The sequence below is a fragment of the Paraburkholderia sp. RL17-383-BIF-A genome (genome assembly GCF_046028015.1).
GTDB lineage: Bacteria > Pseudomonadota > Gammaproteobacteria > Burkholderiales > Burkholderiaceae > Paraburkholderia.
The window spans coordinates 35,492-50,962 of record NZ_JARESR010000029.1 but is presented as its reverse complement, the minus strand read 5'-3'; the positions used below and the strand labels follow the sequence as shown (position 1 = coordinate 50,962).

Here is a 15,471-nt window from a genome sequence, read left to right as displayed (position 1 = left end):
TTGCCCCCCGGTGCATATTGTTCTTATTGACCGCTGGCCCCGCCGCCCCCGCTTCCGACGCCGATGACAAACGCGTTCGGCGAGGGTGCGGGTTGTTGAAATGACTTGTCGTAGTTGCCCATTGCCGCTGCGGCGGATTTGCCGTCCAGACCCTGAGCCGACTGCGCATGTTGAGCCGCGTGCGGATCGATGATCTGCGCCTGAGTGACGGATTTGAGTGCCTCGCCAAAATGCGCGTCCCAGATCGGTGTGCTGGACATGCAACCGCCCAGCGCTGCGCAGACCGGCACGATGAGCGTGGCCCAGCGTGCGAAAGCAAAGTGTTCGTGTTTCATGAGATTCCCCTTGGCATCACATCAATGTTCGATCGCGTGATTGGAAGCGTCCGCGTTCGCGACGTCTTGCCGACCCTTGCGGGAGGCGATCCCTGCCGCGGCGCTTTCGATGCGGGTGGCGCGGGCCGTTTTTCCGGTCTCCGCGGATGGCGGTGTGTCCGCTGGGCCCGTAGTCCCGGCCGTGGCATCCGGCATGAGGCGCGGCCGGTCGGCGCCGAGCGCTGCCGCTTGCGCGCTGGACTGCGGCGACGCCGTTGCGACGGGTCCGGTTGGCGGTTGCGGCGCCGGTGCGGGCGAGGGCAACGGCGCCGGTGGGTTCACCGAAGCCGGGGCTGGCATGGGTGAAGCGGCCGGAGGAGTGCCGGCAGGCGCGGTACGCATTTTCGGGTGACGCCCTTCCATGTTGCCGGTTGCGTAGACGTCAGCCTCGTTCGGCTGCGAGAAGCTGTCAGTCGGCAGTGGCAGGTCGGCAGTCTGCAGCGGCTTGACGAGATGCGGCGTGATGATGAACACGAGTTCCGTGAGGTCCTGCTGGAATGACGTGCTGCGCGCCAGAGCGCCGAGCACGGGCACTTCGCCGATGCCGGGAATGGCTTTCAGCGCGCCTGTCACATTGCTCTTCATCAGGCCGCCGATCGCAAACGACTCGCCGTCGCTCATCTGGACCATCGTGGAAGCACGGCGCGTCGTGATGAGCGGCAGAATCGACACACCGCTGACGTTGGTCGCGCTGAGCGTGATGCCGGTCGGCGACAGCTCGGATACTTCAGGTGCGACCTTCAGGCTGATTCGGCCGTTGGCGAGCACGGTCGGCGTGAACTTCAGGCCGACACCGAACTCTTCTTCCTGCAAAGTGATGGTCGTCGCCCCCGTGCTGCTGCTTTGCGGCACCGGAATGAAGATTTTCCCGCCTGCGAGGAACGTGGCCTCCTGGCCGCTGATGGCGACGAGGTTCGGTTCGGCAAGGATCTTGACGAGGTCGTCCGTCTTCTGCGCATCGATGGCAAAGCTTAATGGGCGGTTGTTCGCCTTGCTGCCCGAAATGAGGCTCGATACGCCGGCCAGCAGGTTACTCACGAGCACGCCGCTCCATGAGCCGAAGCCGCCCTGGATGTTGAGCGCCGAGCCCAATTGGTTGATGAGCGTTTTCGACACTTCGGCGACCTTGACTTCGAGCATCACCTGTTGCGGCGCGTCCACCGTCATCATGTTGATCACCTCGGCCGGCTTGCTGGTGCTCGAACTCTGCTGGTTCACGTTGGTCCCGTTGCCAAGGGTGCCGGACCCGTTCTGCGATTGCTGGGTCGGCTGTGCGCTCGCAAACGCCTTCGCGATCTCCAGCGCCTGTTGGGCCGACGGCGAACTCGACACGTGCCCCCCGAGAACCAGGTTGCCCGCAGCGGTCGATACACGGATGCCACGCTCGTCGGGCAACAACTGCCCAAGCGATTGCTGCAAGCCGTTGGCGTCGATGTTGACAATCACGTTGATAATCTGACATCCGCCGCTGCGTCCCTGAACGATCATGTTGGTCGTGCCGACAGCCATGCCGACAAGGTAGAGTGTGCGTGGCGACACGAGCGTGGCTTGCACGATCGTGGGGTTGCCGAGCGTACGGTTGCGTGCCGGTTCTGCGAGAGGCAGGAGTGTCGACTTCCCGACCGGCACGACCACGCTGGTTTCTTCGTGGACCTCGCCAGTGCAGTTCGGGCCGCGCAGCGGCACGGATGCGCCGGCTGCCCCGCCAGCCGGCATGGGCGCCATGCTGACCATCATCGGTATTGGCGCACGGCCCGCCGGCAGCGGCGTATTCGGTCGGGCCTTCTCGAGCGCCGGGCCCTCGACCGCCTCCTGCGCCGTGCCACTTTGTGCAACGAGCAATCCGGTGCACAACGCCGAGGTGAGAACGACGCCGCTCAGCGAACGGCTACGCATCGCACCACCGGTTGAGAACCTCAGTTTCGTTTTCATTTTCCTGCCCCCGTTTCTCGACTTCGGTCGATCGAGACTTCAGTTATTTGCCTTGGTTGAGTCAACTGCGGCGGCTCGTCTTCGCAGATGCCGCCGCGTCCGCCCTAGAAACATTCCACACTGCCCAACGCACCCGAGAGCACGCCGACGCAATCTCGCTTCGCCGCTGGTCGTGCGGCGTAGTGCACGCGCGCCGGCCGCGCGGGCAAAGCTGCGGGTGCCGAGGCTGGTGCGGCTACCGGCGTGCCTAGCAGCGTGATCTTCGTGGCGCCGCCGGTCGGTAGCGTCGCCTTGTCAACCTGGTTGCGCAGCACCAGCGACAACGTGCCGACGCTGCGCGCCAGGTCGAGTTTTTCTGCCTGGTCAGGCGAGACTTCAAGCGTGACCGCGTTGACGACCTTTGGCGCCGTGTCGTCGCGATTGACCTGCTGGGCCACGGCGAGCACGAGGATCTTTTCCAGCACGATCTTCGAGATGCTTTGCTGAGCGTCGCTCTTGCCCGGCTCCTGGGTATTCACGATGACGTCGACGTAGTTGCCCGGCAGGGCGAAGCCCGCTACGCCGACCACATCGTTGACGCGGACCGTGATGGCGCGGTTGCCTTCACCGATGACGGCGGAGAGGCCGCCCTTGGTGCCGATCGGCGCGAGCTTCGACTCGATCACGGGTTCGCCGCGACCGAGACTCGCACGCACCACACGGCCCTCGAGCGCTTTCGGATCCGTGAACGCGCCAGGCGGCACACTTCCCGTCGGCCAGTTGACGGTGCGAATCAGATTGGCATTGAGCGGCTCGCCGAGACTGACGTCGCCCGCCGCGACCGCGATGGGCGTAACCGCGTTCGACGAGGTTTGTATCAGCCATCGAGAAGCAAAGACTACGGCGGCCAGACCGGCCACCATGGCGACGGCCAACATGACTAAAGCGCGACTGTTTTTCATGGTGATACTCCTGCGTAGGTCATTGGATACTTGCCGGTCAACCGACTGCCAACTGCTGGCCCGGCCGGTCGGTCATAGGTGGGTAAGTACTGTCGTGGTCCATCGCGGTGCCGAAATAGCTGTGCCATGCTTCGCGCAGTCCTTCCCCCGTCACTTCCCGCGCCGCGCCGCGGTAGTGCACCGTGGCGGAGACCAGACTGAGCAGATCGCCCGGATAGCAGGCCAGGAACGGTTTGCCGCTCGGCAGATGCAGGTTGTGCAGCAGGTAGTCGAATGAGGTCTGCACTGCAGTGAGCTTGAGGGCAGCGCAACGCGCGTTGAAGACGGCGCGATAGTCATCGACCGATAAGGGGCCGACGTACAGCTTCGAGCCGAGACGACGCAGGAATGCTTCGTCGAATTGTGTCGGAGCGAAATTGGTGGAGAACACCGGCCATACGTCGAAAGGGGCAATGAAGCGCGAGCCGGATTGCAGCGTGTACTGATCGACGCCCCGATCGAGCGGCATCAACCAACGGTTGAGCAGGTCGTGAGGCGCGATGCGCTGGCGCCCAAGATCATCGACGATATACAGCCCCATGTTTGCTTTCATGTGCGGCGGCGCCTGGTAGAAGCCGGCCGTGGCGTCATGGCGCAGGTCGAGCGCTTCGAGCGTCAGTTCGCCGCCTGAGATCACTACCGGGCGGCGGCACATGCGCCAGCGCCGGTCCGCCACCTGCGTCTGACTTTGCTCGGGCGCATCGCGATGCACGAGTGGGTCGTAAAGCTGCACGATTTCGCCGCCGACGTAGAGCGCGTAGGGAATCGGCACATTGCCGCGCAGCAGCAGTCCCAGACGCTCGGCGAGGAAGGTCTTGCCGCTGCCCGCGAGGCCGTGCAGCATCAGGGGGCGCCCAGCATTGAGCGATGTCGCCGCTGCGTCGAGCAGCGCGTAATCGATGACCACGTCGCGAAAGGCCGAACTTACATCGCCTTGCGTGATGCGGACCCGACGAATCGAATGTTCGCGCACGCTTGCTGCATAGCCGTCGAACGCGACGGGAGCAGGGCCGCAATATCTGCAGCGTGTCATTTCGTCTTGTGCGAGGTTGCGGCCACTGTCCGTGAGGCGAAGCTGCACGTCGATGTCATTCGCACCACGGTGGGTGATCTCGACCAGATGTTCGCGCACGAGAAATGCCAGCACGTCGTCCAGTACGCCCACCGACAGCTTGTGCCGCTCGGCGAGATTCGCGAAACTCGACTTGCCGTGCAGCAGGACGGACTTGAGTACGAGCCGCGCCACGAACTCCTGCGGCAATCCGGTCTCTGTGAGCGTGCGCGGAGCACGCAGCGACACGGTGGATTCCTCCGCATGACGGCTGTACGACGGCGCAGGATCGGGGAGGTGCGTAACCTGTGCGACACTCCCGCCTTCAATGTTCTGCTGGTTCATCGCTCTGTTCTCCTGGACCGGTTTGTGACCGGCATCACAGGCTGTAAAGTTCTGGCTGTCCATGCTGGCGGCAACCCCGGATTTCCTCGGCTATGCAGCCGATGCGAACAACACACCTAATGTGCCAGCGGCAATGGCGACACCGTAGGGCAGTGATCCAACCGATTCGATCTGCTGGTACTGAGGATTCCCGGCCATCTGTCGTCCGGGGCGCCACGCGCTGCTTACAATGCACCAGAGATTCACGAACAGTTGCCTTGTACGACCGCGACGCAGGGTGACGCATAGCGACCAGATCCCACCAACAACGAATGTTGCCAAGGCGATACGGACGGTCATCGCCGGCCCGACCCAGGCGCCGATCGTCAGGAGCAGTTTCACGTCGCCGGCCGCCATGCCCCGTAGCAGATAGAAGGGGAGCAACACCGCGAAACCGGTCAGGGCACCCGCTAACCAGTGCGCACTACCGGCAAGCGGACCGTTCAACCAGACCTGCACGAGAAATGCAGCGGCGAGGCCAATTGCGATGATGCGGTTCGGAATCCGACGGCATGTGAGATCCGTGCTGGCCGTTACGATAGCCAGGGCGATCACGCATGCCGGAATGGGTTGTGGGGGCAGAAACATGGCGAGTCTCGATTCGGTTCGTCTGCGTTTATCCAAGCGCCGTCGCGACTTTGGTCGCAATGCGCTGATAGAGATTGCCCAAGGAGCTGCCAAGCGTGGCGATCGCGCCGAGGATCGTCACTGCAATGAGCGACCCGATCAGTGCGTATTCGATCGAAGTGACGCCGCCGTCATCCCGCAGCAATTGCCTTGCAATGGCTCTCCATGCGTACATGGCTATCTCCCGAATTGGTTCGTCGTCGGATTCGCTCGACGGTTGAACACCCAATGATTTCTGGGAAGACGGGAGAGACGGAAATCCGCTCACCCGTCAAATCCCGTCTCTACAGGTCGTTTCCGATCGTGGTGAACACCGCGTTCAGGTCTGTCCCGACTAGCGTTACGGCACCGATGATGACCACCGCAATTAGCGAGGCGATAAGGCCATACTCGATGGCCGTCACACCTTGTTCGTCCGACACGAAACGTTTGATGCGGGCTGCGTCAATCCGGAAGGACTGCATCAGCGTAACGAATCGTGCCGCTTCTCTCATCGCATTCATTGCCCTCTCCTATGTAGGTTGTAGAGCGCTGTCAGAATGGAAAGCCCGGCGGAGACGGACGAATCAACGCATCGAAATCGTCCGTCGGCGCGCGGCTTATAGGTCATTCCCAATCGTCGTAAAGACCGAATTCAGCTTGTTGCCGACGGTCGTTACGGCGCCGATGATCACGACAGCGATCAAGGCTGCGATCAGCCCGTATTCGATGGCGGTTACACCGTCTTCGTCACGAACGAAACGCTTGGCATGGTCGATGATATGTTGCATGGTCAACTCCTTTGGATAGCTAATTAAAAGCCATCGGCCTGAATTGGCTGATGGAAGGTACTACAGGCACTGCGAAAAAGAAGGGCGCAGAGTCTAGGTCGGCCGCGCCGGCGTGCACACTGATGCGTGCCAGCCAATCTGGCCGGAAGAGTTGCTGCGAGTGAACAGATTGCGGAGCGCGTGTCTGGCGAATTGCCAGGCACAGGGTCCGTGGATATCGTTGGCGGCGCGATGATGCGCGCGGCGAATGAACGACGTGGGTGCTGCAGGGAACGTGAGACCGGTGTCGCCGTAGCGACGGCAATCCTGTCGTTTTATTTGATTGATCTTCATGTCTTGGTCCTCGACTTCTATTGCTCGTTATTGGCTTCCGGCCTAAGCCGGAGCCCGCTAGTTAGTCGGCGACCACCATCTGTTCTCCTGCCATCCGCGCTGTCTTGATAGTTGCAGCTGCGTATGTGAAGAAACTTCCCCGTGGCTGACTCCAGTTGCGTTTTTCAGGATCTCCCTTGCACCTGCTGCCTGAATCGCAACGGTCGTCACGTCGTCGACTTCCGCGCTCTTTCCTTTGCAAGCACCGGGCCAGCTTCTCAAAACGCGAGGAAATACGGGCGTGAGGCCAGTTTCATCATGGTTCGCTCTCGTCCTTGGCGCACAGGTTGGCTCTAATCTGCAACAATTTCCGGAGGAAATCGGTCCGGTAAAAAATCCCGCAGAGGCCCGCCGTTCCTTGCGCAGCGGTAAATGTCTTGGGACTTACCCTAGTCCGGTGCGAACGCTTGCGTCGACGAAATCGGCGGCATTTCCATAGTCCTCTGAGTCCAAATCGTTTCAAAGTTGAAACGCGTCACATCCAGGGCAGGAAAAAACGTGTCGAATTTGACCCGTGGCGCGCGTTTTTGACGGGTGCCGCTGCCTGTGAGGAAAACGATGGCTTGAAAGTCAACGTATTTCCTACAACAATGAATCCGACCACAAGCGTGCGATGAACCATTCGTTCGCTTAGGAATAGAAACAAAAAATCAGATAGACCGGATGAAAAAAAATATCCGGCTTTCGTGCGAGGCGGGGATCATGTACTTTTCAGATCGGGGAGCGTTCGGCGCCGAACGTCGCATCCATAGTTGGCTGACACGTGAACGCGTGCTGCTGTACAGCTGCGCGATGCTGGTGATGAACATCATCGTACTGGCGGCATGGGGTTGGTCCAGCAGCGGTTTCATGGCAACCGATGTCACCCGGCCGGGCGTCGACTTCTCGGTGTTCTGGACCGCGTCGCACATGATGTTGAACGGCTCACCGGCGGCGGTCTACGATTACCCTACTTTTGCACGGGCAGAATCAGCGCTTTTTGGTGCGTATGTGAATCATGGCTTTCTGCCGTGGCTTTATCCGCCAACGCTATTGCTGCTCGTCACACCGCTTGCTCTTCTGCCTTACACCTTTTGCTATTTATTGTTCGTGTGCGTCAGCGCCTGGTTGTTCGCTACAGGCACGCTAGCTGTCAGCGGTATTTCCGCGCACTTTCGCCGCCCGTGGATTGCGATGCTCGTCGTGCTGGCATACCCGGGTGTCTATGTCGCAGCCGTCATTGGACAGAATGCGCTATTGACCGCTGCGCTGATGGCCTTCGCTGTTCGCTGGGCCGAGAAAAAGCCCGTACTGGCCGGTATCTGCATCGGCTTGCTGGCGATCAAACCGCAATTGGCGGTGCTGTTTCCAGTGGTGCTGATCGCTGCGCGTGCGTGGAGAACCATGTGGGTAGCGGCGATCAGCGCAGCGGCGTTTGGAGCACTCAGTGTGCTGGTGTGTGGCACTCAATCGCTCCACGCGTTCGCAGCCAGCACGAGCTTCGCGCGGGAGATGGTGCTCGAGAGCCGCATGCAGTACTGGTTTGCTTCTCCGACCCCGTTCGCCGCGTTACGCCTCGCTGACGCGTCGGTCACCATGGCTTATGTCGCGCAAGGCGGCGTCGCACTGATTGCGGCGGTGGCCGCATGTTATGTGTGGAAACTCACAGACGATCTGCGTCTGCGAGCCGCCGCGTTGGCCGTGGCGACAATGCTTGCCAACCCCTATCTATGGTTCTACGAATTGACCTGGCTCGGCGTGGCGCTTGCCTGCCTTGCGGTATGTGGTCTGGAAAAGGGCTGGCGGCGTGGCGAGCAGGTCATTCTGGTGCTGGCGTGGCTGCTGCCGCTATACGAGTACGTCAATCGGCTGATGCAGCTGCCGCAAGTCGGGCCGCTAGTCCTGTTGATCGTTTTGCTTACTATCGTTCAGCGTGTGCGGCTCGATAAGCAGGAGGCGGCATGAACATGAACGTGTTGCGCCGCGCGTCGCGCAAATGCCGGCCGTTTCCTCCATTGCACGCAGCGGGGCCGGCGAGGCGTCCGCATTGGCTCAACGCCAACCGTCTGCGGCTATACCCGATTATCGTATTTGGATGCTATGCGTTGTTCATCGCAATCTATCTGATCCGGCTGAGCCGGCAGAATGAGGTGAGCGGCATGAGTCCATTCGTCGTTGATTTCCTGCCGTTCTGGAGTGCAGCAGTTCTTGCATTGCACGGGCACGCAGTCGACGCGTACAACATTCAGGCGCTGTCTGTCATCGAGATCCGCACGGTGCCGTACCTGGGCACCGTCAATGGCATCCTGCCGTGGCTGTATCCGCCAAACACGCTGCTGCTGATCGTTCCACTCGCGCTGCTTCCGTATAAGGCAGCCGCGGTGTTATGGCTCGGTGGCGCATATGTGCTCTTCGTAAAGGTGATCCGGGCCATCGTGCCGGACCGGCACGCCATGCTGCCGGTGCTGTTCTTTCCTGGTGCGCTTTTCGTCATCAGCGTCGGGCAGAACGGTTTGCTGACAGCAGCGCTTGCTGGGTCTGGCCTTGTGTGGTTGCGCACCCGGCCGGTTGCTGCAGGGGTCTGTCTGGGCCTGCTCTGCATGAAGCCACAACTGGTCCTGCTGTTTCCGCTGGCGTTACTGTGCTCGCGTTCGTGGCGCGCGCTCGCCGCTTTCTTGCTGACGGCCGGGACCACACTTGCGTTGGCTTTGCTCGCGTTCGGCGCGGAAACCCTAACCGCATTCCTGCATAACACCGGAATTGCCACTTACAGCATCGAGTCAGCGCACGCCACGCTGGCACGCGTGCCGACTGTATTCGCGTTCGCTACATTGGTCCATGCGCCGGCTGTGCTCGCCTACGCAGCGCAAGGCGCGTGCGCATTGCTCGCCGCAGCTGCCGTCTGTTACGCCTGGAGCCGGGAATGCGCGTATTCACTGCGCGCGGCAACGTTGATCTGTGCAAGCCTGCTCATGAGCCCCTATCTCTACGACTACGACCTCGCATGGTTCGGTGTCTTGATCGCGTGGTATTGCCGGCATGCGCTGGTCGCGGGTTGGGAGCGAGGTGAGCGGGAATGGCTGGCCGTGCTCTGGGTCGCCCCGCTTGGGGGCATGTTGATCGTTGCCTGCGGGCTCTTCCAGTTCTTGCCGTGGATCTCGCTGACAACGCTCGGACTGTTGGTGCGGCGCATCGTGCTGGAAGGACGCGCGGCCCCGGTCTTCCAGCGTTATGGGGTCGAGTGACGGCCGTTAAAACAGAGAAGGAAACGGCGGTAGTCAACGTGCGCGATATGCGTTGAAGGCCCGGACCGGCTCATGACATCAAATCGGATTTACGGGGAGGCAATCATGTTTGAACAAAATAATATGCAGCTGATTTCAGTAGTAGTGCCGTTCTACAACGAAGGCGAGGCGGTCGGCCAATTCTTTAGCGAAATCGTTCCGGTGCTCGAGGGGATCGCGTCGACGCGGTTCGAAATAGTCTGCGTCAACGACGGCAGCAGCGACGGCACGCTCGACAAGTTGATCGCTGCCAGCGCGCGCGATACGCGCATCCGTGTGATCGATTTGACGCGAAACTTCGGTAAGGAGGCGGCGCTGACGGCCGGGATCGACGAGGCGTGGGGCGATGCGGTGATCCCGATCGACGCGGATCTGCAGGATCCGCCGAGCTTGATTCCCGTCATGATCGAACATTGGAGGGAGGGGGCGGAAGTTGTCGCTGCCAAACGGACCAATCGGGCGTGCGACACTTTCGCGAAACGTACCGCCGCCGCGATCTACTATCGTGTTCACAATGCCCTATCGGAAGTGAAGCTTCCGGAAAACGTCGGTGATTTCCGCTTGATGGACCGCCAGGTCGTCAACGCATTGCGAAACCTGCCGGAGCGGCGGCGCTTCATGAAGGGACTCTTTGCTTGGGTCGGCTATCGGACAGTGATCGTCGAGTACCAGCGCGAACCACGCAGCGCTGGTCATTCGAAGTTCTCCGGATGGCGTCTGTGGAATTTTGCGCTCGAGGGCATTACGAGTTTCAGCACCGTGCCGCTGCGGAGTTGGAGCTATATTGGGCTTGCGATCGCCACGGTGGCTTTTGTGTATGGCGGCTTCATCATCGGGCGCACGCTTTGGCTCGGCAACCCAGTGCCGGGCTACGCGTCACTGCTTTCCGTGATGCTGTTCCTGGGCGGTATCGAGTTGGTGGGAATCGGCGTGGTCGGCGAATACATCGGCCGAATCTACTACGAGACGAAAGGGCGGCCAGTCTATCTCGTGCGCCGCCGCTATCAGGAAAATAGCAAGGTCAGCACGCTGCCTGTCGGGCGCAACAGTTCACGCGTGACGAACACATTGCGGCTCGAATCCTCGCGTAAGCGCGTGCGCTTCGCTGGACGTTGATTTGTGGAGGTATGAATCATGTCCCCTGATGCTTATCTTCAGATGGCCGAGACCGAGGCCGAACATTGGTGGTTCCGCGGTCGGCGCGATGTGGTGCGTTCGGTGTTGAACCGACTTGCGTTGCCGTCGAGCGCCCGTGTGCTCGAAATCGGTTCGGGCACAGGCGGTAACCTCGAAATGCTGGCCGAGTTCGGCAGCGTGAGCGGATTGGAGATGGACGAGACGGCGCGGATGCTGACGGCAAAAAGCACCGGAGCACGTTTCGATGTTCGCGCGGGGCGTTGCCCGGACGATGTGCCTTTCGACTGCGAAGTTTTCGACCTGATCTGTTTCTTCGATTGCCTCGAGCACATCGCTGACGACGTCGGCGCGCTTGCGCGTATGCGGGAAACCCTGGCCCCGAGCGGAAAAATCGTCGTGACAGTGCCGGCATACCAATGGTTGTGGGGCGCGCACGACGTCTATCTTCACCACCATAGACGCTACAGTCGAGCGGCCCTTGCGGCGTGCGCCGACGAAGCAGGCTATCGAATCGAACGCATGACTTACTTCAACGCGCTGTTGCTTCCGCTGGCGATTGCCGTGCGCTTGATCGATCGTCTGCTCAAGCACGACCGGTCGAGCGGCGATGCCACGCCAGCCGCGGCTCTAAACATGCTCCTCTATCGGATTTTCAGTGCAGAGCGTCATTGGGTTTCGCGGGGTACATTGCCGTGCGGCGTGTCGCTGCTCGCCGTGCTGACGGCGAAGTGACATCCCCGTGGAAAACGGCGCTGGGTTGATAAGACCGTTCGGCTTCGGTGTATGCGGATCGTCGGCGTGGCGGTCGTGCTGATATTGCACGTTGGTTTTATTAGTCATCACCTGTCGAATAAAGCGAAATCTGGAAAAAATAAGGAAAAGCCGAACGGTAATCTGCGGCTAGATATCTGTCTCGGCTTGTCCGCTTAAACCAGAAGGTGGTCGATTTTTTCAGAATTAAACCAGAAGCTGAATTTAATTTCGACTGACGCGATCTGCGCCTTGAACCGCCCAATCTCGACATCGCGCTCGGCAAGCAGACTATGGGCCACGACCAGCAAGGCCTTCAGCAGTTCGATATCGTCAGGGAGATCGGCGCCGTTCGACATGCGCCATGGTTGACGAGTCCGCCGCGCGGTTTACAACATCGATAGTGCGGAAGTGCGAAGCGGCTGTCGCCAGTCGATACCCTCAAGCAGAATCGACAGTTGCGCAGATCTCAGATGGACCTTACCACCGTCGGCCTTGGGCCATATAAAAAACGGCCTCGCTCAAGCCGCTTCGCGAGCAGCCAGATTCCGTCCTCCGTGGCCCAGAGAATCTTTACCAGATCGCCCCGACGGCCGCGGAAGATGTAGACGTAGCCGCCCAGCGGATTCTCCTCAAGCGCTGTTTGCGCCTTCGCTGCCAACCCCTGAAACCCGCGTCGCATATCAGTGACGCCCACAGAGATCCAGATGCGCGTGCCTGCCGGTAGGGAGATCATGAGCGCAGACTATCCAGCACGATCCGCAGCATATCCGCGTCAACCAGGCCGTCCACTTTAACCACCGCAGGACCGATCCGGATCTCGATCGTGCCGCCAGGTGAACAGCATGTTCGCGTTGATGCCATTCCGCCGAGCCAGTTTTGCGATTGATACGCCCGGCACGCGAGCGGTCGCTGCCAGTCGCTCACGAAGCTCCCGGGGGTAATTCGGGCGCCCCGTAGCCTTGAATGTCAGATGCCGATGCGAGTGAATGAGTACTCGCGACCCGGAGCTGCCCTTCGACGCATGGCGGCCGAACGGCCGTCTGCTGGAGTACAACAGACGCTAGATATTCCTGGCGCTTGACTGAAAAGCGAGTTCACTGACTACCCGGCCGCCATTGAGTATTCCGCACGGATCAAGCAAGGCTTTCAGCTTGAGCATCAGGTCGACTCCTCAGGAGACCGGCTCAGATGGAGGAACTCCTGCTTGACTACACCAATGCCGTGCTCGGCGGAAATACATCCGTCGGCGGCTCGCACCCCCTCATAGAGCAGCCGCTCCACCTCCTGCATTGCTCCAGCTTCAGCGTACGGACCCGACAGTAGATGCAGGTTGCCGTCGCCGAGATGGCCGAAGAACAGATGAGTCTGATCCGGGAAACGCGACGTCAGCGCTTCCCTCATCGTTGTGACGAAGCGGTCCATCGCAATGAGCGGCAAGCCCACGTCGAACGCCGCATGCGGTGCCAGGCGGACCAGCAATTCGCCGATGGTTTCCCGATACGCCCATAGCTGTCTGGAGTGGTCGAGGGACTGCGCGACGATCACGTCATCGACGATTTCACTTTCGAGCGCATATTCGAGGACTTCTTCGAGCGCTCGTCGCTCGCTTTCTTCCGAGGCGCCCAACGTTTCGACAATCGCGTATACCGGTGAGCGGTTCGCGAAGGGCGCCTTGAGTGCGCCGATCTCCATTGCGGCGCTCATGTAATCGTCCCACATCAATTCGAACGACGACAGCGCCGGTAAACGGCGCCGCAGCTCTTTCAGCAACCGTGTCGCGGCATCGAACGAACCAAGCGCACACAAGGCGGTATTCGACACGGTTGGCTTCGGCTCGAGTTTCAACACGAGCCGGGTGATCACGCCGAGAATGCCTTCGGAGCCGATGAACAGTTGTTTCAGATCGATGCCTGTGGTGTTTTTGGTGACCTTGTTGATCATCGAAAGAACGGTGCCGTCCGCGAGCGCGACTTCCATGCCGAGAATCAGATCGCGCATTACGCCGAAGCGCACGACGCGATTGCCGCCTGCGTTGGTCGCCGCATTGCCGCCGATCTGGCAAGAGCCGCGCGCGCCCAGATCAAGCGGAAAAAACCATCCCTGCGCTTCCACGTGCGTTTACAATTGCTCGAGCGCGATGCCTGCCTGAACCGTGATCGTGCCGCCTATGCAGTCAAACTCTTCGATCGTATTCATTCTGGCGAGCGAGACCGCCACTTCGCCAGCTTGTGGCGTAGCGCCACCCGCGAGACCGGTCAGGCCGCCTTGCACGACGACCTTCTGGCGGAGCTTCGAGAGTACGCCGAGCGCCTTGGCCACTTCGTCCGGCGTACGCGGCATCAGCACCAGTTCCGGGCGTCGCTTTTCGACTTCGCTCCAGTCGCCGGCGTGCGCATCCAGCACGCCCGCATCGAGCGACACGCACTGTTCGCCCAGTTGCTCGATGAGTGTCCGTTGCAGGTCCGTCATATCGTTTGTCTGCTGTGTCATGTATCGATCAACGCTTTTCCGAGGCGCGGCCGATCTGTCCGCCGAAGCGTTTCAAGCCCAATCCGGCAGCCAACGCAATCACGGCAATACCGGTCAGAAAAAGCCCCGGGGCAGCCGCTGAACCCGTCTTGTGCAACAACTGGGTCACAACGAGCGGCGTGATGCCCGTGAAGATGACCGTAGCGAGATTGAGTGACAACGCGATGCCGCTAAAGCGCACGTTGGTCGGAAACAGATCCGCGAGCAGATAGGCATACGAACCGTTGACCAGCCCGCCGACAAAACCGATCACGACGAACGCGAAGACCGGATCGATTTCATGGGCGGCGATCAGCCGGTAGAACGGGTAACTGCCGAGCAGCATGAGGATCGAGCCGATGCGATGCCAATGACGCGACGCCACCCGATCGCCGATCCAGGCAAAGAACAGCAGCGACGCCGACATCGTCGCAATGCCTACATTCTGGCCGGCGCTCGCCAGACCCGGCGAGATATGAAGCACCGTGGTCATATACGACGGCAACACCACGAACAGCAGACTGTTCGACGCATTCACGATACCCGCCACGCCGACGCCCACCGCCACCTGCTTCGGATACTCCGTCAGCACGACCCGGAACGGACGCTTGACCTTATGGCTGCGCAAGCGCTGAAATTCCGTCGATTGCTCGAGCGAGGTACGCAACCAGTACGAGACGAGCCCGATCACGCCGCCGAAAATAAATGCGATCCGCCAGCCGAACGACAACACGGCCTCAGCGCTCAAGCCCGCATGTAGCGCGAGGCTGATCAGCGTCGCCGTCAGCACACCCGAGTTCAGACAGAAGATGACGAGCCCGCTCACGAGACTCGCGCGTTGCGGGATTTCCTCCACCACATAGGTGATCGAACAGGGCAATTCGCCCGCGAGGAAAAAACCTTGCGCGAGGCGCAGCAGAATCAGGAGCGCGGGCGCCATCACGCCGATCGACGTGTACCCGGGGATCAGTCCGATGCCGATAGTCGACGCCGACATCGCCAGCACGGAAACGAGAAACACCAGCCGCCGCCCGAAGCGGTCGCCGAGACTGCTGAGCACGATGCCGCCGAGCGGCCGCGACACATAGCCAATCGCGAACACGCCGAAGGTACTGATCAAGGAGGCGATCGGGTCCGCGGCCGGAAAGAACTGTCGCGCGATTTCACGGGCAAATACGCCGTAGATGATGAAGTCGTAAATCTCCAGCGAGCCGCCGAGGCTCGCGAGAATGACCGTCTTCCATCGGGTTTGGCGCGTCGGCTCATGCGCCGTCGCTGCCAGTTCTGCTGAGGCCATCGCGTTGTCTCCGTCGATCATTT

17 protein-coding genes and 1 pseudogene are annotated in these 15,471 nt (G+C 60.7%); 4 read left to right on the top strand and 14 right to left on the bottom strand.

Annotation, left to right across the window (positions count from 1 at the left end):
- Nucleotides 1–23 precede the first annotated feature (23 nt).
- The 9 genes from P0D71_RS27165 to P0D71_RS27125 all read right to left on the bottom strand — a co-directional run bounded on the left by P0D71_RS27165 (nucleotide 24) and on the right by P0D71_RS27125 (nucleotide 6,451).
- Nucleotides 24–335 carry a hypothetical protein gene (locus tag P0D71_RS27165; protein ID WP_408184343.1) on the bottom strand — a complete coding sequence of 104 codons (312 nt, stop codon included), beginning with the start codon at nucleotides 333–335 and terminating at the stop codon, nucleotides 24–26.
- A 21-nt stretch (nucleotides 336–356) separates the two neighbouring features.
- Nucleotides 357–2,306 carry a type II and III secretion system protein family protein gene (locus P0D71_RS27160; protein ID WP_408293833.1) on the bottom strand — a complete coding sequence of 650 codons (1,950 nt, stop codon included), beginning with the start codon at nucleotides 2,304–2,306 and terminating at the stop codon, nucleotides 357–359.
- Between the two features lie 104 nt (nucleotides 2,307–2,410).
- Entirely contained in the window at nucleotides 2,411–3,247 is an 837-nt protein-coding gene (cpaB, locus tag P0D71_RS27155; protein WP_408184341.1) for a Flp pilus assembly protein CpaB, read from the bottom strand.
- Nucleotides 3,248–3,284: 37 nt separating this feature from the next.
- Nucleotides 3,285–4,682 carry a DUF8689 domain-containing protein gene (locus tag P0D71_RS27150; RefSeq protein ID WP_408483006.1) on the bottom strand — a complete coding sequence of 466 codons (1,398 nt, stop codon included), beginning with the start codon at nucleotides 4,680–4,682 and terminating at the stop codon, nucleotides 3,285–3,287.
- Nucleotides 4,683–4,772: 90 nt separating this feature from the next.
- A complete protein-coding gene (locus P0D71_RS27145; RefSeq protein ID WP_408184339.1) occupies nucleotides 4,773–5,309 on the bottom strand; it encodes an A24 family peptidase in 537 nt (178 codons plus the stop codon).
- Nucleotides 5,310–5,337: 28 nt separating this feature from the next.
- Nucleotides 5,338–5,523: a Flp family type IVb pilin gene (locus tag P0D71_RS27140; RefSeq protein ID WP_408184338.1), complete on the bottom strand. Its 186-nt coding sequence runs from the start codon at nucleotides 5,521–5,523 to the stop codon at nucleotides 5,338–5,340.
- Between the two features lie 109 nt (nucleotides 5,524–5,632).
- Nucleotides 5,633–5,812: a Flp family type IVb pilin gene (locus P0D71_RS27135; RefSeq protein WP_408184356.1), complete on the bottom strand. Its 180-nt coding sequence runs from the start codon at nucleotides 5,810–5,812 to the stop codon at nucleotides 5,633–5,635.
- 135 nt (nucleotides 5,813–5,947) lie between these two features.
- Nucleotides 5,948–6,118, bottom strand: coding sequence for a Flp family type IVb pilin (locus P0D71_RS27130; protein ID WP_408184337.1), 171 nt, complete (start codon nucleotides 6,116–6,118; stop codon nucleotides 5,948–5,950).
- Between the two features lie 93 nt (nucleotides 6,119–6,211).
- Nucleotides 6,212–6,451 (bottom strand): hypothetical protein, encoded by a 240-nt coding sequence (locus tag P0D71_RS27125; RefSeq protein WP_408483004.1) that lies wholly within the window; start codon nucleotides 6,449–6,451, stop codon nucleotides 6,212–6,214.
- 741 nt (nucleotides 6,452–7,192) lie between these two features.
- Between P0D71_RS27125 and P0D71_RS27120 the strand changes: the two genes are divergently transcribed.
- From P0D71_RS27120 to P0D71_RS27105, 4 genes are all read left to right on the top strand, one after another.
- Nucleotides 7,193–8,434 carry a glycosyltransferase family 87 protein gene (locus P0D71_RS27120; RefSeq protein ID WP_408184335.1) on the top strand — a complete coding sequence of 414 codons (1,242 nt, stop codon included), beginning with the start codon at nucleotides 7,193–7,195 and terminating at the stop codon, nucleotides 8,432–8,434.
- On the top strand, nucleotides 8,431–9,714 hold the full coding sequence (locus tag P0D71_RS27115; RefSeq protein ID WP_408293823.1) for a glycosyltransferase family 87 protein: 1,284 nt from the start codon (nucleotides 8,431–8,433) through the stop codon (nucleotides 9,712–9,714). Before P0D71_RS27120 ends, P0D71_RS27115 begins: the two co-directional genes overlap by 4 nt.
- A gap of 105 nt (nucleotides 9,715–9,819) precedes the next feature.
- Nucleotides 9,820–10,869: a glycosyltransferase gene (locus tag P0D71_RS27110; RefSeq protein ID WP_408184333.1), complete on the top strand. Its 1,050-nt coding sequence runs from the start codon at nucleotides 9,820–9,822 to the stop codon at nucleotides 10,867–10,869.
- A gap of 18 nt (nucleotides 10,870–10,887) precedes the next feature.
- Nucleotides 10,888–11,622 carry a class I SAM-dependent methyltransferase gene (locus P0D71_RS27105; protein ID WP_408293821.1) on the top strand — a complete coding sequence of 245 codons (735 nt, stop codon included), beginning with the start codon at nucleotides 10,888–10,890 and terminating at the stop codon, nucleotides 11,620–11,622.
- Between the two features lie 194 nt (nucleotides 11,623–11,816).
- On the opposite strand, the gene P0D71_RS27100 is transcribed toward P0D71_RS27105, so the two are convergent.
- The 5 genes and pseudogenes from P0D71_RS27100 to P0D71_RS27075 form a co-directional block, all read right to left on the bottom strand.
- Nucleotides 11,817–11,999 (bottom strand): hypothetical protein, encoded by a 183-nt coding sequence (locus P0D71_RS27100; RefSeq protein WP_408184331.1) that lies wholly within the window; start codon nucleotides 11,997–11,999, stop codon nucleotides 11,817–11,819.
- A 110-nt stretch (nucleotides 12,000–12,109) separates the two neighbouring features.
- Nucleotides 12,110–12,376 carry an IS66 family insertion sequence element accessory protein TnpB gene (gene tnpB, locus P0D71_RS27095; protein WP_408483002.1) on the bottom strand — a complete coding sequence of 89 codons (267 nt, stop codon included), beginning with the start codon at nucleotides 12,374–12,376 and terminating at the stop codon, nucleotides 12,110–12,112.
- 57 nt (nucleotides 12,377–12,433) lie between these two features.
- The gene (locus P0D71_RS27090; protein WP_408483000.1) at nucleotides 12,434–12,541 is read right to left on the bottom strand and encodes a transposase; all 108 of its coding nucleotides are present in this window, start codon (nucleotides 12,539–12,541) and stop codon (nucleotides 12,434–12,436) included.
- Nucleotides 12,542–12,801: 260 nt separating this feature from the next.
- A pseudogene (locus tag P0D71_RS27085) lies at nucleotides 12,802–13,983 on the bottom strand (FAD-binding oxidoreductase).
- A 157-nt stretch (nucleotides 13,984–14,140) separates the two neighbouring features.
- Nucleotides 14,141–15,448, bottom strand: a complete 1,308-nt coding sequence (locus P0D71_RS27075; RefSeq protein ID WP_408482998.1) for an MFS transporter — start codon at nucleotides 15,446–15,448, stop codon at nucleotides 14,141–14,143.
- Nucleotides 15,449–15,471 lie beyond the last annotated feature (23 nt).

Coding starts and splice junctions, on each gene's coding strand:
- P0D71_RS27165 (WP_408184343.1), bottom strand. CDS start 335: ATGAAACACGAACACTTTGCTTTCGCACGCTGGGCCACGCTCATCGTG.
- P0D71_RS27120 (WP_408184335.1), top strand. CDS start 7,193: ATGTACTTTTCAGATCGGGGAGCGTTCGGCGCCGAACGTCGCATCCAT.
- P0D71_RS27125 (WP_408483004.1), bottom strand. CDS start 6,451: ATGAAGATCAATCAAATAAAACGACAGGATTGCCGTCGCTACGGCGAC.
- P0D71_RS27110 (WP_408184333.1), top strand. CDS start 9,820: ATGTTTGAACAAAATAATATGCAGCTGATTTCAGTAGTAGTGCCGTTC.
- P0D71_RS27135 (WP_408184356.1), bottom strand. CDS start 5,812: ATGCAGTCCTTCCGGATTGACGCAGCCCGCATCAAACGTTTCGTGTCG.
- P0D71_RS27100 (WP_408184331.1), bottom strand. CDS start 11,999: ATGTCGAACGGCGCCGATCTCCCTGACGATATCGAACTGCTGAAGGCC.
- cpaB (WP_408184341.1), bottom strand. CDS start 3,247: ATGAAAAACAGTCGCGCTTTAGTCATGTTGGCCGTCGCCATGGTGGCC.
- P0D71_RS27115 (WP_408293823.1), top strand. CDS start 8,431: ATGAACATGAACGTGTTGCGCCGCGCGTCGCGCAAATGCCGGCCGTTT.
- P0D71_RS27075 (WP_408482998.1), bottom strand. CDS start 15,448: ATGGCCTCAGCAGAACTGGCAGCGACGGCGCATGAGCCGACGCGCCAA.
- P0D71_RS27130 (WP_408184337.1), bottom strand. CDS start 6,118: ATGCAACATATCATCGACCATGCCAAGCGTTTCGTTCGTGACGAAGAC.
- tnpB (WP_408483002.1), bottom strand. CDS start 12,376: ATGATCTCCCTACCGGCAGGCACGCGCATCTGGATCTCTGTGGGCGTC.
- P0D71_RS27140 (WP_408184338.1), bottom strand. CDS start 5,523: ATGTACGCATGGAGAGCCATTGCAAGGCAATTGCTGCGGGATGACGGC.
- P0D71_RS27105 (WP_408293821.1), top strand. CDS start 10,888: ATGTCCCCTGATGCTTATCTTCAGATGGCCGAGACCGAGGCCGAACAT.
- P0D71_RS27160 (WP_408293833.1), bottom strand. CDS start 2,306: ATGAAAACGAAACTGAGGTTCTCAACCGGTGGTGCGATGCGTAGCCGT.
- P0D71_RS27150 (WP_408483006.1), bottom strand. CDS start 4,682: ATGAACCAGCAGAACATTGAAGGCGGGAGTGTCGCACAGGTTACGCAC.
- P0D71_RS27145 (WP_408184339.1), bottom strand. CDS start 5,309: ATGTTTCTGCCCCCACAACCCATTCCGGCATGCGTGATCGCCCTGGCT.